18 protein-coding genes are annotated in these 20,281 nt (G+C 71.6%); 6 read left to right on the top strand and 12 right to left on the bottom strand.

Going from position 1 to position 20,281, the window contains the following annotated elements:
• Window positions 1-14 precede the first annotated feature (14 nt).
• The 9 genes from L6E17_RS21550 to sigK form a co-directional block, all read right to left on the bottom strand.
• Window positions 15-749, bottom strand: a complete 735-nt coding sequence (locus L6E17_RS21550) for an alpha/beta fold hydrolase (protein WP_236242386.1) — start codon at window positions 747-749, stop codon at window positions 15-17.
• Window positions 746-1,576 carry a DUF1295 domain-containing protein gene (locus L6E17_RS21545; protein ID WP_236242385.1) on the bottom strand — a complete coding sequence of 277 codons (831 nt, stop codon included), beginning with the start codon at window positions 1,574-1,576 and terminating at the stop codon, window positions 746-748. The genes L6E17_RS21550 and L6E17_RS21545 overlap by 4 nt, the downstream gene beginning before the upstream one ends.
• Window positions 1,573-2,859 (bottom strand): cyclopropane-fatty-acyl-phospholipid synthase family protein, encoded by a 1,287-nt coding sequence (locus L6E17_RS21540; protein ID WP_236242384.1) that lies wholly within the window; start codon window positions 2,857-2,859, stop codon window positions 1,573-1,575. The genes L6E17_RS21545 and L6E17_RS21540 overlap by 4 nt, the downstream gene beginning before the upstream one ends.
• On the bottom strand, window positions 2,856-4,196 hold the full coding sequence (locus L6E17_RS21535; RefSeq protein WP_374109110.1) for a class I SAM-dependent methyltransferase: 1,341 nt from the start codon (window positions 4,194-4,196) through the stop codon (window positions 2,856-2,858). The genes L6E17_RS21540 and L6E17_RS21535 overlap by 4 nt, the downstream gene beginning before the upstream one ends.
• Window positions 4,193-4,960, bottom strand: a complete 768-nt coding sequence (locus tag L6E17_RS21530) for a DUF1365 domain-containing protein (protein ID WP_236242383.1) — start codon at window positions 4,958-4,960, stop codon at window positions 4,193-4,195. The genes L6E17_RS21535 and L6E17_RS21530 overlap by 4 nt, the downstream gene beginning before the upstream one ends.
• The gene (locus tag L6E17_RS21525) at window positions 4,957-6,216 is read right to left on the bottom strand and encodes an NAD(P)/FAD-dependent oxidoreductase (RefSeq protein ID WP_236242382.1); all 1,260 of its coding nucleotides are present in this window, start codon (window positions 6,214-6,216) and stop codon (window positions 4,957-4,959) included. Before L6E17_RS21525 ends, L6E17_RS21530 begins: the two co-directional genes overlap by 4 nt.
• Before the next feature lie 132 nt (window positions 6,217-6,348).
• Window positions 6,349-6,831 carry a peroxiredoxin gene (locus L6E17_RS21520; protein WP_236242381.1) on the bottom strand — a complete coding sequence of 161 codons (483 nt, stop codon included), beginning with the start codon at window positions 6,829-6,831 and terminating at the stop codon, window positions 6,349-6,351.
• 38 nt (window positions 6,832-6,869) lie between these two features.
• Entirely contained in the window at window positions 6,870-7,619 is a 750-nt protein-coding gene (locus L6E17_RS21515; protein WP_236242380.1) for an anti-sigma factor domain-containing protein, read from the bottom strand.
• The gene (gene sigK / locus L6E17_RS21510; protein ID WP_374109109.1) at window positions 7,616-8,209 is read right to left on the bottom strand and encodes an ECF RNA polymerase sigma factor SigK; all 594 of its coding nucleotides are present in this window, start codon (window positions 8,207-8,209) and stop codon (window positions 7,616-7,618) included. The genes L6E17_RS21515 and sigK overlap by 4 nt, the downstream gene beginning before the upstream one ends.
• Window positions 8,210-8,578: 369 nt before the next feature.
• On the opposite strand from sigK, the gene L6E17_RS21505 reads away from it, so the two are divergent.
• The gene (locus L6E17_RS21505; RefSeq protein ID WP_236242379.1) at window positions 8,579-8,818 is read left to right on the top strand and encodes a chaplin; all 240 of its coding nucleotides are present in this window, start codon (window positions 8,579-8,581) and stop codon (window positions 8,816-8,818) included.
• Between the two features lie 150 nt (window positions 8,819-8,968).
• Here the strand turns inward: L6E17_RS21505 and L6E17_RS21500 are convergent, their stop codons facing one another.
• Window positions 8,969-9,379, bottom strand: a complete 411-nt coding sequence (locus tag L6E17_RS21500) for an ATP-binding protein (RefSeq protein WP_236242378.1) — start codon at window positions 9,377-9,379, stop codon at window positions 8,969-8,971.
• A gap of 559 nt (window positions 9,380-9,938) precedes the next feature.
• On the opposite strand from L6E17_RS21500, the gene L6E17_RS21495 reads away from it, so the two are divergent.
• Both L6E17_RS21495 and L6E17_RS21490 read left to right on the top strand, forming a co-directional pair.
• Complete coding sequence (locus L6E17_RS21495; RefSeq protein WP_236242377.1) at window positions 9,939-11,531, top strand: molybdopterin-dependent oxidoreductase; 1,593 nt, start codon at window positions 9,939-9,941, stop codon at window positions 11,529-11,531.
• A gap of 94 nt (window positions 11,532-11,625) precedes the next feature.
• Window positions 11,626-12,276 (top strand): fasciclin domain-containing protein, encoded by a 651-nt coding sequence (locus L6E17_RS21490; protein WP_236242376.1) that lies wholly within the window; start codon window positions 11,626-11,628, stop codon window positions 12,274-12,276.
• A 149-nt stretch (window positions 12,277-12,425) separates the two neighbouring features.
• Here the strand turns inward: L6E17_RS21490 and L6E17_RS21485 are convergent, their stop codons facing one another.
• Window positions 12,426-13,295 carry a DUF4394 domain-containing protein gene (locus L6E17_RS21485; protein WP_236242375.1) on the bottom strand — a complete coding sequence of 290 codons (870 nt, stop codon included), beginning with the start codon at window positions 13,293-13,295 and terminating at the stop codon, window positions 12,426-12,428.
• 974 nt (window positions 13,296-14,269) lie between these two features.
• Between L6E17_RS21485 and L6E17_RS21480 the strand changes: the two genes are divergently transcribed.
• The 3 genes from L6E17_RS21480 (at window position 14,270) to L6E17_RS21470 (ending at window position 18,857) form a co-directional block, all read left to right on the top strand.
• Window positions 14,270-15,784: a DUF4331 domain-containing protein gene (locus L6E17_RS21480; RefSeq protein ID WP_236242483.1), complete on the top strand. Its 1,515-nt coding sequence runs from the start codon at window positions 14,270-14,272 to the stop codon at window positions 15,782-15,784.
• Window positions 15,785-15,879: 95 nt separating this feature from the next.
• Window positions 15,880-17,214, top strand: coding sequence for a tetratricopeptide repeat protein (locus L6E17_RS21475; protein WP_236242374.1), 1,335 nt, complete (start codon window positions 15,880-15,882; stop codon window positions 17,212-17,214).
• A complete protein-coding gene (locus L6E17_RS21470; RefSeq protein WP_236242373.1) occupies window positions 17,211-18,857 on the top strand; it encodes a nickel transporter in 1,647 nt (548 codons plus the stop codon). Before L6E17_RS21475 ends, L6E17_RS21470 begins: the two co-directional genes overlap by 4 nt.
• A 5-nt stretch (window positions 18,858-18,862) precedes the next feature.
• On the opposite strand, the gene L6E17_RS21465 is transcribed toward L6E17_RS21470, so the two are convergent.
• Window positions 18,863-19,930 (bottom strand): TerC family protein, encoded by a 1,068-nt coding sequence (locus tag L6E17_RS21465; RefSeq protein ID WP_236242372.1) that lies wholly within the window; start codon window positions 19,928-19,930, stop codon window positions 18,863-18,865.
• Between the last annotated feature and the right edge of the window lie 351 nt (window positions 19,931-20,281).

Here is a 20,281-nt window from a genome sequence, read left to right as displayed (position 1 = left end):
GGATCGCGTGAAGTTCACCGGCGGACGGGGATGAACAGGGCGGCGTCCAGCGGGTCGGCCCCCCACACCGTGTCCGGATCGGAGGCAAAGGCGCGGGGAGGGGATGCAAGGCCGAGGACTTCGGCTGTGCTGCGAGTGGCGAGGCTGTGCCAGAGGCGCGCCCGGCTGATCATGGTGTGGCGGCCGCCGGGCATGCGGATGCCCCGGACGCGGGTCCCGGCCGCCTCGGCGCGGTGGAGGTAGGTCCAGGTGTCGGTGGCGGACGTGACCGGGTCGGCCGGGTCGTGCAGGGCGATAACGGTGCGGTTACCCAGGTGGGTGACCGGCTCATCGGGTGGGCACCAGGGGGCGAGGGCGACGATGCCTCGGACGTGCGGATCGTCGGCGGCGCGCAGCGCGGCTCGGGCGCCCATGGAGTGCCCGAGCAGCACCACGGGGAGAGGACCGGCCATGTCCGCGAGTTCGGCCAGGGCGCGGCGTGTGTCGTGTACGGGGTCGGCGCGCTCTCCGTTCCAGCCGCGCATCCGGTAGCGGACGTACCCGATGAGGATGTCGGCATGGGCGGGGTCTTCGGCGAGCGTCCGGGCGAAAGCTCTCATCCTCAGGTCGGGGAGGTTGAGGGCGGGCGGGGGTGCGAGGGAGTCGGCGCGTCCGCCGTGCAGCAGCAGTACCGCGCCCGCCGCCCGCCGAAGCCGGGGCTCGGGCATGTGCAGAGCATGGAAGGTGCTGCTTCGGTCGGGTTCGCTCATTTCGTGCTCTCCGGCGTGCCACGAGGGGTCTTGCGGGGTGGCAGGGGAAGGAAGCCGCTGGTGCGCGCGGTGTAGGCGGCGTAGCCGGGGCGGTGGGCCATGTGCTTCTCCAGGAGGCGCTTGCCGCTGCCGACGGTGAGGAGCAGGGTCATGAGGACCGGGGAGACGAGGACGGCGAAGGTCGGCTGCCAGGCGGTGCAGGCGAGGAGGTACAGGCCCCACCAGACGAGGCTGTCCCCGAAGTAGTTGGGGTGGCGGGTCCAGGCCCACAGGCCCTTGTCCATGATCCGTCCCCGGTTGGCGGGATCCTTCTTGAAGCGGGCCAGCTGGTGGTCGCCGACGGCCTCGAAGGCGAGTCCGGCCGCCCACAGCGCGAGTCCTCCGTACGCCAGGGCGTCCAGGGGTGCGGAGCTGTAGGAGGCGGCCTGGACGGGCAGGGAGATCAGCCAGACGAGGGCCGCCTGCCCGAGGTACACGGTGCGCAGCGCGTAGAGGGTCCGGTTGCCGGGGGCCTTGTCGAGGAGGGCGGTGTAGCGCGGGTCCTCGCCTTGTCCACGGGAGCGCCGTGCGATGTGCACTGCGAGGCGCAGCCCCCACAGGACGGTCGCCGCGGCGACGAGCAGGCGGCGGCCGTCGTCGCCGTGCCCGGCCGACAGCAGCCAGGTCACGGTCGCGACGGCAGTGAAGGCGAGGCCCCAGGCGATGTCGACGATACGGTGCAGTCCGCGGCGCACAGCGACGGCGAACGTGGCCAGGAGTACCGCCCCAGACGTGGCCGCGGCGGCGGCGAGGTTGACGCCGAGGGTGCCCCAGTCGATGCTGTTCATGACGGGTCCGCCGGGTGGTACCAGGCGGCGGGAGTGGCCGGCATGCCGGACGCCCCTTCGCGGGTGGGCCGTACGGCGAGGATCTGGTCGACGCCCATGCGGCGTTCGGCGAAGGCGAGCGACGCGCCGGCCAGGTACAGGCGCCACACCCGGGCGGTGGTCTCCCCCACGAGGTCCTCGACGTCGCCCCAGCGGCGCTCGAGAGTGGAGCGCCAGGCGTCGATGGTCCTCGTGTAGTGCTCGCGCAGGGACTCGGTGGACCGGACCTCCAGGCCCGCGGCCTCCAGTACGTCGACGGTGCGGCCGACGGGGCGCATGTGCATGTCGGGGGCGATGTACGTTTCGATGAAGGCGCCTCCGCCGGGTGCGTGGGCGCCGCGGGACATCTGCTGGATCAGCAGTCGGCCCTCGGGACGCAGGGCGTCGTGCAGCTTGGCGGCGAAGGCGGGGTACTCGGCGTCGCCGACGTGTTCGCCCATCTCGACGGCGGCCGCGGCGTCGTAGCCGCCGCCGTCGATGTGCCGCCAGTGCCGCAGCTGCACATCGACGAGGTCGGCCACGCCCTCGCGTGCGGCGCGTTCGGTGACGTGGTCGTGCTGGGCGCGGGAGAGGGTGACGGCGGTGACGCGGGCTTTGTGTTCGCGCGCCGCGTGGACGGTGAGGGATCCCCAGCCGCAGCCGACGTCGAGCAGCCGGCCTCCCGGGCCCAGGTCCAGTTTGCGGCAGATCAGGTCGAGTTTGTCGCGCTGGGCGTCGGCCACGGTGTATGCGGGCTCGTCGGGTCGGGTCCAGTAGGCGCAGGAGTACGCCATGGTCTCGTCGAGGAGGAGGGCGTAGAAGTCGTTGGAGAGGTCGTAGTGGTGGCTGATCGCCGCCCGGTCCCGGGAGGCGGTGTGCAGGCTGCCGGTCAGGCAGGCCCGTCCGTCGGGGCGCTTCGGGGGCGGACCGACGGCACCCAGGCGTACCGCCAGGGCGGTGGCCGCGGCCATGTCCGTCGGTCCGGGACGTGTGGCCGGCCGGTCGCGGACGGTGCGGCCGGCGTGGGAGAGGGCGTCGGCCAGGTCGCCGTCGACGTCGAGGTCTCCGGTGACGTACGCCTCGGCGAGGCCGAGCTCGCCCGGCTGCCACAGCAGGCGGCGCAGGGCCGCGGGCGAGCGGAGGATCACGAGGGGTGCGTCCGCTGGGCCTGTCTGGCTGCCGTCCCAGGCGCGGATGCGCACGGGGAGGGGGCCGGGGAGGAAGTGGCCGAGGAGCTGGGCGAGTCGGTCGGCGGCGGGCCTCATCGGTGGGTCCTACCTTCGGTGAACAGGAGCTGGCGGACGTCGAGGTACCGGGAGCGGAATCCGGCTTCCGAGTAGGCGAGGTAGAACTCCCACATGCGCTGGAAGACCGGGTCGAAGCCGAGGCCGGCGACGACCGTGCGGTGGGCCGTGAAGCGTTCGCGCCACAGACGCAGCGTCTCGGCGTAGTGGTCGCCGAAGCCGTCGTCGGCGTCCGTGCGCAGACCGGCGGCGGCGGAGTGTTCGGCGATGGCCTCGCGGGAGGGGATCAGGCCGCCAGGGAAGACGTACTTGCTGATGAAGGTGTGGGTGGCGGCGGTGTTCAGCATCTCCCGGTGGCCCATCGTGATGGCCTGCAGGACGATCCTGCCGCCGGGGGCGAGCGAGCGACGCAGGGCCGTGAAGTAGGCGGGCCAGTAGTCGGCGCCGACCGCTTCGATCATCTCGACGCTGATCACGGCGTCGTACCGGCCTTCGATGTCGCGGTAGTCGCGCAGCTGGACATCCACCCGGTCCGTAAGTCCGACCGCGGCGATCCGCTGGCGGGCCAGGGCGGCCTGCTCCGTGGAGAGGGTCAGGGTGGTGACCCGGGCGCCGCGGGCGGCGGCCCGCAGGGCGAGTTCGCCCCAGCCGGTGCCGATCTCCAGCAGCCGGGTGCCCGCGCCCACGTCGGCGAGGTCCAGGAGCCGGTCGATCTTGCGGTGCTGTGCGGAGGGGAGGGATTCGAAGCGGGCGGGGAAGGCGGTGAAGACCGCGGAGGAGTAGGTGAGGGTGGGGTCGAGGAACGCGGAGAACAGGTCGTTGGACAGGTCGTAGTGACGCTGGATGTTGTCGCGTGCCCCGTCGCGGGTGTTCCGGTCGGCCGCGGGGCGGGCGGACACCCACAGACGGCGGAGCCGGCGCAGCGGAGCGGGCACCAGGTCGTCGGCGTAGGCGGCGAGGACGGTCAGGACGCCGGCCAGGTCGTCGCTGTCCCACTCGCCGGCCATATAGGACTCGCCGAAGCCGATCAGTCCGTGACGGCCGATGCGCCGGTGGAAGGCGTCCGGGTCGTGGAGCGTCAGCCGTGGCCCGGCGGCCGACGGGCGGGCACGGCCTGAGGGCCCGGTCAGGGCCAGCCGTTCCAGGGCGCGGCTCACCAGGTACCTGGCGACGGCGGTCCGGGCGCGTCCGGCCGAAGGGAGCCGGGCCACGTCCGGCCAACGGCCGGCGTCGACGTCCGCGCGGCGGACGGCGGGCGCGGCGGCCGCGGGGCCGGTGCCCGGCGTCTGCGGGGGGATCCCGACGGCTCGGCCGGCGAGCCGGGAACGGCCCTGGGAGGTGAGGGCGGGGCGGGTCACGACAGCATGCCTTTCTGCGGGGTGGAACGGACACGGGGGTGTACGGGCAGGCCGCGCAGCAGCAGATGGATGCCGTGGCGGCGGATGCCGGCCCAGACGGCGGCGGTGGAGAAGGGTCTGCGGGCGGCGGCGGACAGCAGGCCACGTACGGTGGCGGGCCGGCGGCGGCCGCGGACCACCGCGGTGAACGCCTGGCCGTCCGCGTTGTCGAGGTGAACGGTCAGCGTCAGCCGTTCGCCTGGCAGCGGAAGCCGCATCCGGTAGCGGCCCTCGACCGCGAAGAACGGCGAGACGTAGAACTCCTTGTCCACCGCCGCCTGTCCGGCCTCGTCGGTGTGCAGCAGGTAGCAGTGGCGCTGCCCGTAGGTGTTGTGGACCTCGGCGACGACGCACACCAGGGCGCCGGCGGCGTTGTGGCACCAGAACACGCTGAGCGGGTTGAAGACGAACCCGAAGACGCGGGCGTGCGCGAGCATCACCACCCGCCCGCCCTCCAGGTCGACGCCGTGCGTGGCGAGGAAGGCGTCGAGCCCGGCACGGACGGACCCGGCGGTGCCGGCGAAGTGGTCACGCGCGTCGAAGCGGGCCAGCGGACGCAACGGCCGGGGCAGCACCGGCAGCCAGTCGAGGTCCACGCACCACAGGTAGGTGCGGTGCCGCAGAGCGTGGCGCAGGGGCGTGCGGCGGACGTGCGTGATCACGCACTCGTACAGGGCCGGCGCCGTGACCGCCGTGAGCGCGGCGGTTGAGTCGGTCCCGGTCACCACTCCACCCCCAGGGAGCGGGCCGCCTCCACGCCGGAGCGGCAGCCGTCCTCGTGGAAGCCCCAGCCGTGCCAGGCCCCGGCGTAGGCGGTCACGCCCGTGTTGAGTCGGGGCAGCTCCCGCTGCGCGGCGACCGAGGTAGGGGTGTAGACCGGGTGCTCGTACATCATCCGCTCCACCACCTGGTCCGCGGCGATGCCGTCCTCGCCGCCGAGGGTGACGACGTAGCCGGCGCCGGCGGGCAGTTTCTGCAGGCGCTGCATGTCGTAGCTGACGCGCACGGGCTGGGCCGAGGGGTCGCAGCTGGTCATGCGGTAGTTCCAGCAGGCGCGGGCGCGCGGCGAGCGGGGCAGGACGGAGGCGTCGGTGTGCAGGACGGTGGGGTTGCGGGAGTAGGTGAAGGCACCCAGAAGCCGCTTCTCGTCCGTGGTGGGGTCGGCGAGGATGCGCAGTGCCTGGTCGGGATGGGTGGCGATCACGACGGCGTCGTGGGCGTCGGTGGTTCCGTCGCCGGTGGTGATCAGCACACCTCGGCTGGTGCGCCGGACCGTGTGGACGGGGCTGGAGACCCGGACGCGCTGGACGCGTTTGGCGGCGGCCTCGACGTAGGCGGCGGAGCCGCCGGTGACGGTCTTCCACTGAGGGGAGCCGGTGACGGAGAGCAGGCCGTGGTGGTCGAGGAAGGCGAAGAGGTAGGCGGCGGGGTAGGACAGGGCGGTGCGTGCCGGGCAGGACCAGACCGCGGCGACCAGCGGGAGGGCGAAGTGGCTGACGAAGTAGGCAGAAAATCCGCCCTCGCGCAGGAAGTCCCCGAACATGATGCCCGCATGCGGCCGTCGGGCCAGCAGGCGGCGGGCGCCGCGGTGGAAGACCGGAACCTCCGCCAGCAGGCGCAGGTAGCGGCCCCGCAGCGCGGGACGGGAGGCGAACAGAGCGGCCGGGCCGCGGGCGCCCGCGTACTCCAGGCCGCAGCCGTCGCAGCGGACCGACATGCTCATCTCGGCGTCCTGCGTGCCGATCCCCAGCTCCCGGAACAACCTGAGCAGGGTGGGGTAGGTACGTTCGTTGTGGACGATGAACCCGGAGTCCACGGCGACCGGCCGCCCGCCGGGGGCCGGCAGGTCGCGGGTGTGGGCGTGGCCGCCGAGCCGTCCGTCCGCCTCGTACAGGGTGACCTCGCACGAGGACGCCAGGACGTAGGCGGCGGTCAGTCCCGCCACCCCGGCGCCGACGACGGCCACTTTCCGGTCTTCCACCACAAGCGCTCCCGCCACTCGACACGCCGTTCGGCTGCTGCGTTTCACCCGTACTTCGCAGCAGCCGGGCCATCGGATTGGGCGTGATGTGTGGTGGCGGGGTGGAGGGTCCGGGCGTAGAGGCGTGCCGGTTCAGCCGGTGAGGCCGGCGAGCTGTGTGCTCAGCGTGACGGCGGGCGGGTAGGTGGCACCTACGGCGGTGACGTGCTTCCAGTGCAGGCGGCCGTGGCCGTTGATGATGAACACCGACCGTCGCAGGCCGATCAGGGGTGCGCTGATCCCGAAGGACTTCGCCACCGCACGTCCCCCGTCGGACAGCAGGGGCATGCGCAGCCTGCGGTTGCGGGCGAAGTTCTCATGGCTGTCGACCCCTTGGGGGCAGATGGCCCACACGGTGGCTCCGGCGGCCTGGAGTTGGCCCAGGCCGTCGGAGTAGGAGCACAGCTGCGCGGTGCACACGGGGGTGTCGTCGCCGGGGTAGAAGGCGAGAACGAGTGGCTTGCCGCGCTGCTCGCACAGGGTGTAGTCGCGGCGGTGGAAGGTTTCGCCGTCCAGGTGCCCGCCGGGCAGGCAGAAGTCGCCGACGATGTCCCCGATCTCCGGGGTGCTTGCCATGAGGTACCTCGATCGCTGCTCGATGCGGGGGCGGCTGGTCAGGCGGGAAGGGTCATCAGGAGCAGGGGGTCGGTGGTGGGCTGGGGGGAGCCTCCGGCGGGTTCGAGGGTGAGGCCGACGGCGCCCGCGTCGGCGGGGTCGCCGGCAAGGACGACGGTGCCGTCGCCGTGGATGAGTCCGGCCGGGCGCATGGTGCCGTCGTGGTCGAGCCACAGTTGGTAGGTCTTGCCTGCGGCGGGTGCGGGCAGGTTGGCGGCGGTGAAGACGGCCTTGTTCTGCCGCTCGGAGGCGACGACGGTGGTCAGGGCTCCGTTGGCGGCCCGTCCGTGGACGGTGCGGGCGTCCGGAGCTGCCAGCACGGCGCTGACCGCGTCGAGTTGCTGCTGGGCCTGGCGGGCCCGCTGTTCGAGGTCCTGTCCGTTCTGCGTCTGCCACACCGCGACGCCGCCCAGTGCGGCCGCGGCAACGCTGGCGGCCAGCGCCAGGGGCACGGCCCGGCGTCGCAGGATGCCGCCGAGGGCGGGCGCCGCGCTGGGGGCGGGGATGCGTGGGGGCAGCTGGCGCACCCCGTCGATGGCCGCCATGACCTGTGCCTTGGCTGCCGCAGGCGGTGGCTGGGCGACCGCTGCTGCCAGGCGCGCCGCGGTCGCCCGGAACTCTGCGGCTTCCTGCCGGCATGCCTCGCAGGCCCGCAGGTGGGCATCGAAGTCCTCGCGTTCGGAATCGTCGAGTGCGCCCAGCGCGTAGGCGGCAACCAGGGTGTGGGCGTCGGTGGCGTGGTGTTTCATGTGGTCACCCCCATGCAGTCGCGGAGCCGGATCAGCCCGTCGCGCATGCGTGTCTTGATCGTGGGAAGAGGCGTGCGCAGGGCTTCGGCGACTTCACGGTAGGTCAGCCCCCGGTAGTAGGCCAGGGTCACCGCCTGACGTTGCAGTTCGGTCAGGCCGCGCAGGCAGCGGCGGACCTGCTCGGACTCCAGACGGGTCTCCACCTGCTCGGTGACCTCGTCGAAGGCGGTGGTGTGCTCGCGGGCGGCCTGGGCCTGCTCGCGGTCGGCGGAAGCCTGGGCGGAACGGACCCGGTCCACGGCACGCCGGTGGGCGATCGTCGCCGCCCACGCCGTCACCGCGCCGGCCTCGGGCCGGTAGCGCGCCGCCTGCCGCCACAAGTCGATCATGACCTCCTGGGCGACCTCCTCGGACTGCGCCCGGTCGCGCACGACTTTGACCGCGATGCCGAACACCAGCGGTGCGAGGGCGTCGTAGAGGACGGAGAACGCCTGCTTGTCGCCGTGCGCCACCTTGCCCATGATCTCGGTGAGGTCGCCGGGGTCGGGGCGGCCGTTGTGGCCGGCGCCGAAGGGAAGCGGTTGGTTCACCTGTACCGCTCCGGTCGTGGTGAGAAGGCGAAGGGGCGGCCTGGGCAGGCCGTCGGGGGGCGGGGCGTCCATCGCATGCCGGTCCTTTGTCGTCGCTCGATCGGACCGGACCGCCCGGGGGCGGTCCGGTCGCCGAAACCTGTAGGTGCCTCGTCCGTTCTTCGTAGCGGATGGGCGCGGGGATGGGTGCGCTTCGTCACCCGCGCCAGCACCGAGTAACCCGTTCGAGGGAAGCCGGACGCAACGGCCAAGCCGCAGGGCGTACGGCGGCGAAGACGGTGCGTGAGGAGAGCGGAACGACGTTCTCCTGCTCCCCTCACCGGCCGTGCGGGTTGCTCGGCCGAGACACCCTCATGGGAGGTAGTTCACATGGTTCGTGTGCGACACGGTCTGGCGGTGGCCCTGGCAGCCGGCGCGGTGGTCGTCGGCGGCGCGTCGATGGCGTCGGCCGATGCCGGTGCGCAGGGAGTGGCCGCGTACTCGCCGGGAGTGGGCTCGGGCAACCTCATTCAGGTTCCCGTCCACATCCCGGTCAACGCCTGCGGCAACACCGTCAGCGTGATCGGGCTGCTGAACCCGTCCTTCGGCAACACCTGCGTCAACGCCTGATCGAGCACCGCGACAAGAGCCCCGGTCCGCCGCCGGCACGACGGGGTGGCGCGGACCGGTGATCCGCCCGGAAGGCACCGTGATCCGGGCGGGTCGGCCGCGGGCGGCTGTCGGCACAGCCGCCCGCGGCGCCGCATCCCGGTGCCTGGGCTACCAGGTGAGGACCGCGATGACCTGCTTGCCCCGGCCGCAGGGGCTGACGAAGAGGTCCGCCCCCAGCGCCCGGACGATCTTCAGTCCCCGGCCCCCCGGCTCCGTACGCTGCGCGTCGCGGTGACTTCCTGACAGGTCCGCCGTGCCGTCGCTGACGGCGACCCCCGCCCGTCCCCGCTCCAGGCTCAACGTGAGCGCGTAGGGTCCGTCGGCGTGCAGCACCGCATTGCCGACCAGCTCCGAGACGATCAGCGCGAGATCATCGGCAACCTCGCGCGGACAGGCATCCGCCTCCTGTGACAGGAGCCGTGCCGTGGCCTGACGGGCTTGGCGGGCCGCCTGTCCGCCCGAGAGGAGCGGGACGTGCAGGGTGGCCGGACATCCGCAGGGCGCGATGGCGGTGTCCATGATGACCTCGCATTGAGCGGTCCCCACAGAGTGAAGACCGAGTAGAAGGGGAACGCCGTGGGGTCCCGGTGATCCGTGAACTCGGCGGCGGCTTGCCGGTCGTCACCACGTGTCGTGGCGGTCCCGGTGGGCGCGAACCCAGTGGCTGACGCTGCGGCCGGTAATCCGGTGCTGCTTCCAGTGATGATTCGTGACGAAAATCCTGATGGATTGCCCTGAAGCTGCGGAGACTCTCGAGCGCCCGTCCGGGTGATCTCCCGCCTTACCTGCTATTCCGGCAGGACCGGCCCGGCAGCAGGACCGAGGTCTTGCGCTCCGTTGCCGTCACCGGTTGGCGTCCCGCTGCACCGCCCTGCCGGCCGGTACGTCCTCGGTTGCCGGACGCGAGGTAACGGCGCGCCACTTCCCGACCGGCACCGCCAGCCCCCGCCGCCCGGGGGCCCGCCTCGGGTGCCGGGGCCCCGGGGTCGCCCCACCGCCTGCGCGCTGTGAAGGGCAACTCGGGGAGGGAGTTCATTCTTTTGGGGGTGGGACCAATCCGCCGGGTGGGGGCTGCCGAATGCCGGGTGTGAGCAGCTTCCGCAGCAAACTTGTCCGCGCCGTGATGGGCGCGCTGGCCGGACTCCTGGCCGCGTTCACGGCCCTGGCCGTGGCCGAGCTGGCCGCCGGGCTGGTGCGGCCGGCGGCCGGGCCGGTGACGGTCGTCGGCGGCGCGGTGATCGACCGGACGCCGGCCGCGGTGAAGGACTTCGCCATCCGCACGTTCGGAGAGAACGACAAGACGGTCCTGCAGCTGGGAATCCTCGCGATCCTCGCCCTGATCGCCGTCGCCCTGGGCGTCCTCGCCCTGGCGCACCGGCGAATCGGGGCCGCGGGTGTGCTGTTGTTCGGGATCGTCGGGGCCGCGGCCGCTCTCAGCCGCCCCGACTCCACCGGCCTCGGCGACGCGCTGCCCTCGATCGGCGGGGCTGTTGCGGGAGCCGCCGTGCTGTACCTGTTGGCGTCCAAAGCCGCCCACGTCCCTGCCGTGGCCGGTGCGGACGGCCAGGACGGCCCCGGGGGATGGAGCAGGCGAGGGTTCCTCACCGCTGCCGGTGTGACCGCCGTCGCCGCGGCCTCGGCCGGAGCGCTGGGACGCTACTTCACCGGCCGGCAAGGCCAGGGCGCCATCGCCTCCCGGGAGAACCTGGTGCTTCCCAAGCCCGCCTCCCCGGCCCCCGCCGTCCCGGCCGGCGTCCAGCTGAAGGTGCCCGGTATCACGGCCTTCACCACCCCCAACTCCGACTTCTACCGCGTCGACACCGCCCTGACCGTTCCCAAGGTCGACGCCGGCACCTGGCGGCTGCGCATCCACGGCAAGGGCGTCACCCGGCCGCGCACCTACACCCTCGACGAGCTGCTGGCCCGTCCTCTCATCGAGCGCGACATCACCCTGACCTGTGTCTCCAACGAGGTCGGCGGCCCCTACATCGGCAACGCCCGCTGGCTCGGTATCCCCCTCGCCGACCTCCTGGAGGAAGCCGGCGTCAAGCCGCCGTCGAAGGGCGGACGGGCCGATCAGCTGGTGGCCCGCTCCGTGGACGGCATGACCCTCGGCTCCCCCGTCGAGGACGTGATGGACGGGCGCGACGCCATCCTGGCGGTCGGCATGAACGGCGAGCCACTGCCCTTCGACCACGGCTTCCCCGTCCGGATGCTCGTCCCCGGCCTGTACGGCTACGTGTCGGCCTGCAAGTGGATCGAGGACATCGAGCTCACCACCTTCGACGCCTACGACCCGTACTGGGTCAAGCGCAAGTGGGCCCGCAAGGCGCCGATCAAGACCCAGGCCCGCATCGACACCCCCAAGCCCTTCGCCCGACCCGCCGCGGGCGCCGTCACCGTCGCCGGCGTCGCCTGGGCCCAGCGTCGCGGCATCACCCGCGTCGAAGTCCGCGTCGACGACGGCCCGTGGCAGGACGCCGACCTCGCCGCCCAGGCGGGCGTCGACACCTGGCGCCAGTGGTCCTACCGCTGGAACGCCACCCCCGGCGGACACAACCTCACCGTCCGCGCCACCGACGGCACCGGCCAGGTCCAGACCGAGCAGCGCACCCGCACCATCCCCGACGGTGCGAGCGGCTGGCACAGCGTCTTCGTCACCGTCCCCTAGACCACCCGGCCCCGGCATGCCGGCCGGCCCGGGCAGCACAACCAACCACCTGAAGCATCCCCCCTTTGAGAAGCCCTTCAAGGAGCTACCGATCATGAACAGCATGAAGATCCGCCGTACCGCGATCGCCGTCGCCGCCGCAGCGATGCTGCCTCTGTCCCTGGCCGCGTGCTCCGACTCCGGCAGCGACACCAAGGCCGCCCCGAGCGCGACCGCCGAGGACGCCGCGAAGACCGGCGAGAGCACCCCGGCAGGCGACAGCATGACCGGCGACCAGCCGTTCGGCCCCGCCTGCGCGGGCGTCCCGAAGGAGGGCGCGGGCTCCTTCGACGGCATGGCCAAGGACCCCGTCGCCACCGCCGCGTCCAACAACCCGGCCCTGTCCACCCTGGTGACCGCGGTCAAGCAGGCCGGCCTGGTGGACACCCTGAACAACGCCAAGGACATCACGGTCTTCGCCCCGACGAACGACGCCTTCGCGAAGATCCCGAAGGCCGACCTCGACAAGGTCCTCGCCGACAAGGCGATGCTCACCAAGATCCTCACGTACCACGTCGTCGGCCAGAAGCTCACCCCGCAGCAGCTGGAGAACGGCAGCTTCGAGACCCTCCAGAAGGGCATGGTCACCACCACCGGATCCGGCGAGTCCTACAAGGTCAACGGCACCGCCAACGTGGTCTGCGGCAACGTCAAGACCGCCAACGCCAACGTCTACATCATCGACACCGTCCTCATGCCGAAGTAGATCCTTCGCACGAGGTCCGCAAGCCACGGTGGCCCTGTACCCGTCCTCCTCGGACGGGTACAGGGCCACCGGCCTGACCGCCGCACGCCAGCAGAACCCGCTCGGGCCTGGCGCAGCAGGGTGCTGCGCCTCGCCCGACCGGCGGCGGATTACTTCTGGTTGACGGGCAGGGCCAGGTCGGTGACCTGGTGCGTCTTCGGGAAGGCGCCCTTGCCGGTGGCCTTGCCGGTCAGCACGTCGACCGCGTAGAGGCGGTAAGCCCCGCCGGTGCCGATGGCCGCGAAACCGTGGTTCATACCGGTCCTGGGGTCGGAGTAGATGTCGAAGCCCGCGTCGAGAGCGGCGTCCACACCGAGGTTCCCGGTGGGAGCCAGGGTGCCGGCGTTGGCGGGAGACTGCAGCGAGATGCGGTCGGCCATCGTGTCGAGGTCGAACAGTGTCGTCGCGGTCGCGGCGTTCAGATCGTTGTTGGTGTACGCGGCGCCGGTCACCCCCATCGCGGTCGACGGCGGCATGGTCGGGTTGGTCAGGGTGCCGTCGACGATCGTGGCCAGCGGGGCGGCCGCGTCGTCGATGTTGTGACGCAGGTTCTGTCCGGTGTTGGAGATGACGCGAAGCCGGTTGGCGGCGGGGTTGAAGTCCACGCCGAACGTGCTGCCGGCCAGGGCCACCGTCAGCTGGGAGACCTTCATGGCCTTGGCGTTGGTGGTGTTCAGGGTGTAGATGCCGCCCTTGTCGCCGACGCCGTAGAGCTTCTCGTTCTGGACGCGGAAGTCGATCCCGACGAGCTTGGTGTCGCCGGACAGCCCCGACACCTTGCCCAGCGACCAGGTCTTGGAGGGCTTGTGGACGTCGAACTCGACGAGGCGCTGGTCGCCGGTCAGTCCGATGGCGTGCAGGGCCTTGTGGTCGTGGGCGGGCAGCGTCTTGGCGGCCGTGTCGGACGCCGCCAGCGCGGGCGCCGCGCACAGGGCGGCCAGGACTACCGCGGAAGCCGCGGTCACGGTCCGGTTGCGCATGTTCACTCCTTCATCGGGGCCCGGGCCAGGTTGGCCCAGGTCTCGTGATGGATTCGTCACCGTCGCCGCAGGGGACGGGTGCCCGGGGCGGATGCCACCCGCCTGGCCCAAGGGCGCCGGCCCGGGCTGCGCCATCCGGGTGGGACCGGCAGCGCGCCGGGCCACCGGCCGGTGGGTGTGGCGCTGCTGGTGGTGACGGTGTGGTCGTGGTTACGGACGAGAAATGGCAGTCCACGGACTGTGCGGGGCTTGAGATCTGCCGGGACGGCAGCGGGGTACGCGGGCTGCGGCTGCTGGGCTGGCAGGAGGTTCTGCCCCGCTCTCTTGCGGCAGTCCTGGACACCCAGCCCGCCCAGGCCGCGCGCCTGCCCGCGCGAGCGGACAGCCCAGCCTTGCCCGGTCCCGAATGCGACAGCACCCGCTTCACGGCACAACGCCGCCGCTGGCCGATGGCAGCGATCGGACGACCGCCTTCACCTCTGGGCCCTGTGGACGTCAGGGGCCATCGGAGTGGCCACGGCAAGTGACGGGCGCGTCCATCACAACTAATGCGCTGTTGCAATTAGGTTGCAGTAAAGGGTTGTTGGCTCATTCGGGCTAAGGCTGATGCTGTGTGTCGCCCGTGACTCGAAGCCGGAGCAGGCAATCCTCTGACCTGCGAGATCGCCCTTTCCGCGGTTCCGGACACGCCAGCCGCGGGTCGCGGGTGGGCGCGCGGCGTCGCCCGGGCGTGGTTTCCTTCGCCCTGCGCAGCCCTGCGCGATGGTGTGTCCGGACCTTGGTCAGTCCCCGTTGCCTTTCCTGACCCTGCCCGGGCAGTGCGAACCCCTCGTTCGCCGCGGTGCCGACCGCCACCCGCACAAGCCCGTAGCGGCACCGCCGCCCGCCTCATCAGGCCGGGCCCGGTGCGCACCCTGCTGGGAAGGAAGCACCTCTTCGTGAAGGCAACCTCCACGGCGTCCGGCCGGCGCCGGATGCTGGACCACTCCCTGCTCGTCCTCGGCTCCGGCGCGCTCGCGACCGCCATGGCCGTCCTCACCCTCGGCCCCGGCGTCAGCTCCGCCTCCAGCCACCGCGAGGCGCCGCTGATCGCCGGCGACCCGCGCGCCGACAACACCGACGTGTACGCGTTCACCAGCCCCGACAAGAGTGACACCGTCACCCTGCTGGCGAACTGGATCCCGTTCGAGGAGCCCAACGGCGGACCGAACTTCTACGCCTTCGGCGAGGACCTCCGCTACAACATCAAGATCGACAACACGGGTGACGGCAACGCCGACGTCACCTACACCTGGCGGTTCAAGAACCAGATCCGCGACGCCGCCAACCAGTTCCTCTACAACACCGGCCCCGTCACCACCCTCGACGACGCGGACCTGAACTTCCGGCAGGTCTACGACCTCACCGAAACCCGCCACGGCAAGAGCAGGGTCCTGCTGTCCAACGTGCCCGCCGCACCGTCGCGGGTGGGGCCGGCCTCGATGCCGAACTACGCCTCGCTGCGTGCCCAGGCCGTGCGTTCCCTGCCGGGCGGCGGGAAGGCGTTCGCCGGTCAGGCCGAGGACCCGTTCTTCGCCGACCTGAGGGTCTTCGACTTGCTGTACGGCGGGGACCTGTCCGAGCGCGGGCAGGACACCCTGGCCGGCTACAACGTCAACTCCGTCGCCCTGCAGATCCCCAAGAAGCACCTCGCGCTCAACTACAACCCGTCGCGGAACCCGGTGGTGGGTATCTGGTCGACGACCGACCGCAAGGGCGTCCAGGTATCCGACTCCCGCACCGGACACGGCGACCAGTGGAAGCAGGTCTCCCGCCTGGGCAACCCGCTGGTGAACGAGGTCGTCGTCCCGCTGAAGTTCAAGGACGCCTTCAACACCCTCAACCCCGACCAGGACCGCACCGTCCAGCCGGTCGTCGACAAGGTCCTCGACCCGATCCTGCCCAAGCTGATCCAGCAGGTCTACGGCGTCCCCGCCCCGCCCGCCCCGCGCAACGACCTGTTCGAGATCTACCTCACCGGGATCTGCAAGGCGTGCGGGTCGATCCAGGCCGACCTCAACGCCCACCGCCTCAACCGCGACGCAAATCTCCGCAAGATCGTCCCCGCGGAGGAACTGCGCCTGAACATGGCCGTACCCCCGGCCGCGAACCCGAACCGGTACGGCGTCCTCGCCGGCGACCTGGCCGGATTCCCCAACGGACGCCGCCTGACCGACGACGTCATCGACATCTCTCTCCAGGCCGTCGAAGGCGCCGCCCAGACCGGGCAGCTCGTCCCCGCACTCGCCGACGGCGACAAGGTCAACGCCAACGAGGTCCCCTTCGGCACCTCGTTCCCCTACCTGGCCCTGCCGCACACCAAGTCCGTCAACAGCGGACCGTCCGGCATGGCCATGGGCAAGGAGAAGTCGGCGGCCTCCCTCGGCGGCGTAGGGGCTGTCCTGCTCGCGGCGGCCGGATGGCGGATGCGCCGCCGCAACCGCGCCTGATGTGACGCCACCCTTCCCTTAGGGCTCCGGGGCCGGACCACTTCCCATCCGGCCCCGGAGCGCGTCACCTCACGCAGAACAGGCACCCCTCATCGATGCATCATGATCCGCACACGCCCCCGCACCGCCGTCGCAGACTGAAAGCCGTCGCTGTCACCCTTGCGCTGGGCACCGCGATGTTCGCCGCCGGCGCCGTCCTCATCGACCCCGGCAGTCCCAGCCCGCCCGCAGCCACCGTTCCAGCAACCGCCGGGGCCAGGCCCGCTGGCACGGTCCAGGCCCTGACCGCGCGCCTGGAGCGTCTGCCGGGCGACTGGAACGCCTGGTCGGCCCTCGGCATGGCCCACGTCGAGCAGGCACGCACCACGGCCGACCCCGCCCTCTACGCCACAGCCGAGAAGGCCCTGCGCCGCTCCCTCGCGCTCCAGGCCCGTGGCAACACCGGCGCCGAAACCGGCATGGCCGCGCTCGCCGCCGCCCGCCACGACTTCACCACTGCACACACCTGGGCCAACAAGGCCCTCACCAGCGACCCCTACAACCCGGCCGCGTACGGGGTCCTGGCCGACGCCCACACCCAGCTCGGCCAGTACCGCGAAGCGGAGCAGGCCGTGCAGAAGATGAACGACCTGCGGCCCGATGCCGCATCCCTGGCCCGCGCCTCCTACGTCTTCGAGCTGCGCGGCAGCACCAAGCGAGCTGCCGAACTGATGCGGCGCTCCCTGACCGCGGCCACCACCGACAGCGAACGTGCCTTCGCCCACGCCTGCCTGTCCGGCATCGCCCTCGAGGACGGCGACGCCCGCCTGGCGCTGAAGGAAGCCGACCAGGGGCTGCGCAAGGCACCGGCCGACCCCGCCCTTCTCGACGCCCGAGCCCGCGCCCACGCCGCTCTCGGCCAGCCAAATCAGGCACGCGCCGACTGGCAGCGCGCGACGGACATCGCACCCCTGCCGCACCTGCTGCTCGCCCTCGGCGAGACGCACCAGGCTCTGGGACACGAGGAACAGGCCGAAGCCCCGTTCACGCTGCTCCGGGCCCAGGACACCCTCCGCGTCTCCGCCGGCGGGCCGCCGGATACCGATGCCATCCTCTTCGAAGCCGACCACGGCAGCCCCCAACGTTCCGTAATCATGGCCGAACAAGCTCTGCGCGAGCGGCCGTTCGTCGCCGTCCACGACGCCTACGCCTGGGCCCTGCACCGCGCCGGCCGGCACCGCGAAGCCCTCGAACACGCCGACCAAGCCCTCGCGCTCGGCACCCGGCAGGCACTGTGGCGCTACCACCGAGCCGCCATCCACCACGCACTGGGCAACAAAACGGCCGCCGCAACCGACCTCAAGGCGGCACTCGGCCCGGCCCCCGCACTCAACCCGCTGCACGCCGCCCACGCGCGTGCCCTGGACAAGCGAATCGGCACGCACCCATGAACCCAGCCCACCGCGCCCTCACCGCCGCCGGCCTGCTCACCGCCCTCTGCAGCCTCACCACCCCGGCCGCGGCCGCCGCTCCGGCCCACCCGCTGGGCAACTTCACCGTCAACTACCACACCGGCCTGACCCTGCACCCGGACCGCATCGACGCCACCGTCATCGTCGACCGCGCCGAAATCGCCGCCCTCCAAGAGCGTCCCCTCATCGACACCGACCGCGACAACGCCCTCACCCGCGACGAAACCACGCGGTATGCCCGCACCACCTGTACAGCCCTGGCCGGGCAACTCCACCTGCACACACCTGCAGGCCCCGCACGCTGGATCCCCGGGGCCGCGCGACTCACCTGGGAACCCGGCGAAGCGGGACTGAAAACCAGCCGCCTCACCTGCACCTACACCGCTCCCGCCCCGCTCGGGCGCGGCGGCGGTATCAGGGTCGACACCCGCTACGACACCACCCGCATCGGATGGCGGGAGATCACAGCCAAAGGCATGGGCCTGCGCATCACCGGAACCCTGCTTCCCACCACCTCCCCCACACAGGAGCTCCGCCGCTACCCGCCGGACCCGCTCGCCACCCCGCTGGACCAGCGCACGGCCGAACTGCACACCACCCCCGCCGACGGCACCACCGACACCACCACGCCCGCCGCCGGCCCGGCAGGGACACCTGCCGACCGGATCACGAGCTGGTTCGACGCGCTCGTCTCCCGGCACGAGCTCACCCTTCCCGTCGGCCTCCTCGCCCTTCTTCTCGCCATCGTTCTGGGGGCCTCCCACGCTCTCCTGCCCGGCCACGGCAAGACGATCATGGCCGCGTACCTCGCCGGACGCCGCGGAACCCGCCGTGACGCCGTCACCGTCGGCGCGACGGTCACCCTCACCCACACCGCAGGCGTCCTGATTCTTGGCCTCGCTCTCCCCGCCGCCACCCACCTCGCCGGCGAATCCGTCCTGGCCTGGCTCGGCACGACCAGCGGGCTCATCGTCACCGGCATCGGCCTGTGGCTTCTGACCGGAGCCCTCCGCAACAAACCCGCCCACGGCCACCACCATCACCACGGCCACCATCATGGGCACGACCACCACGAGCACGACCACGACCACCATCACGGGCACGACCACCACGAGCACGGGCCACGTCACCACCCGGCTCCGCCGACGGCAGCCCCTACCGGTGTGGCGGCATCCGCTCCCGCCGCTACCCCCGTCCTCACCGCTCCGGCCCCGGTCCCCACCTCGCGCAGAGCGCACGAGCAGGCGCCCTCCGGGCACACCCACACCCACACCCACACCCACACCCTCCGCCCGGCCGGAAAGGCCGGCTTGATCGGCATGGGCATCGCCGGCGGACTCGTTCCCAGCCCCTCCGCCCTCGTCGTCCTCCTCGGCGCCGTCGCCCTCGGCCGCACTACCTTCGGTGTTCTCCTCGTCATCGCCTACGGCCTGGGCATGGCCGCCACCCTCACCCTCGCGGGACTGCTGCTCCTCCACGTCAAAGGCCGCATCAAGGCGGCCGGTGACCAGCCACGGCTGCGCCGGCTCGTCGGCACCGCCACACGCATCGGACCGGTGGCCACCTCCGCCCTGGTCGTCCTCGTAGGGCTCGGACTGACCGTACGCGCCCTGGCCCCCTGAGAGCTTCAGAGACCAGCCGACCGCCCCTGCATGCCGGCATCCCCTACCCGCCAAGGCCGACAGGATTCCTGCACAGCCGGGGCACCCACCGGTGGCCCTGAGGGCGTCGCTGTGCCTGACCGTTTCCGGTGCGCGCCTGCTGGGAGGGGCCTTCTGAGGCTGAGCAGCACGGAGCCTGTCAGGACGATGACGATGACCGCGAGGCTGATCGGTGAGGGGATCTCCGGGATGCTGGGGCTGATCAGCTTGTGGGATGCCTGGAGGATGAGTTTGATCCCGATGAAGGCGAGGATGATCGCCAGGCCCTTGTTGAGGTAGTGGAAGCGGTCCAGCAGGCCGGCGAGCATGAAGTACAGGGCACGCAGGCCCAGGATGGCGAACGTGTTGCTGGTGTAGACGATGAACGCGTCGTCGCTGACCGCGAGGACAGCCGGCACGCTATCGACGGCGAAGATCAGGTCGGCGGCCTCGATCGCGGCGACCACCGCCAGCAGCGGCGTCGCCACCCGCTTCCCGGCCTCCTTGACGAAGAACTTCGCCCCGGCGTACTCGTCCCGCACCGGGATGATCTTGCGGAGCATCCGTACGGCGAAGCTGTTGCCCGGGTCGAAGCTCTCCTCCTCGCCCTTGAGGAGCTTGTAGGTGCTGTAGAAGAGCACCGCGGCGAAGGCGAACAGCACGGCGGTGAAGCGGCTGACCACGGCCACGCCGAGGGAGAGGAAGATGCCGCGGAAGACGAGGGCACCGATGACGCCGAAGAACAGCACGCGGTGCTGATAGGCGCGGGGCACCCTGAAGTAGGCGAAGATCACGGCGAACACGAACAGGTTGTCCACCGACAGGCTCTTCTCCAGCAGCCAGGCCGTCGTGTACTCGGTGCCGGCGGTGGTGCCCAGGACGAGGAAGACGACCGCGCCGAAGATCAGGGCGAGGCTCACCCACAGGCCGCTCCAGGCGGCGGCCTCCTTGAAACGGATGACGTGCGCGGTGCGGTGGGACAGCAGGTCCACCGCCAGCGACACCACCACCGTAGCGGCGAACGCCCCCCACAACCAGAGCGGGACTTCCAGCACGCCGAACACCCTCACCTCGGCCCGCACGAAGTACGCGGGCCCTTATACAGGAGTGTCCGGCACGGCGCCCCTCGGGGCACGTCAGGCGAATCAGGTCGGCTCGGCCGAAGGCATGACGGGGGCGAACGACGGTTCAGTCGGCGTGCTGGCTGGACTGCCACCGGGTATGCCTGCCGCATCCCGTGCCAGCGGGCTCCACGCCCGTCGCATGGGAGGGAGCTGGCCGGATCAGGGGGCTGGCGGGCCGGAGCGCTCGGAGTGCGTGGATTAGGGTTCGGTGCTGACCGGATCATGGCATTTACGAGGGGCGGGGATCATGCGAGCGCGTACGGCGGTGGCCGGGGCACTGGT

Origin of the sequence: Streptomyces sp. CC228A (assembly GCF_021390935.1) — a bacterium.
In the GTDB taxonomy this organism is placed as follows: Bacteria; Actinomycetota; Actinomycetes; order Streptomycetales; family Streptomycetaceae; genus Streptomyces.
The sequence above is the reverse complement of the archived record's forward strand: the minus strand, read 5'-3'. Positions and strand labels throughout refer to the sequence as shown.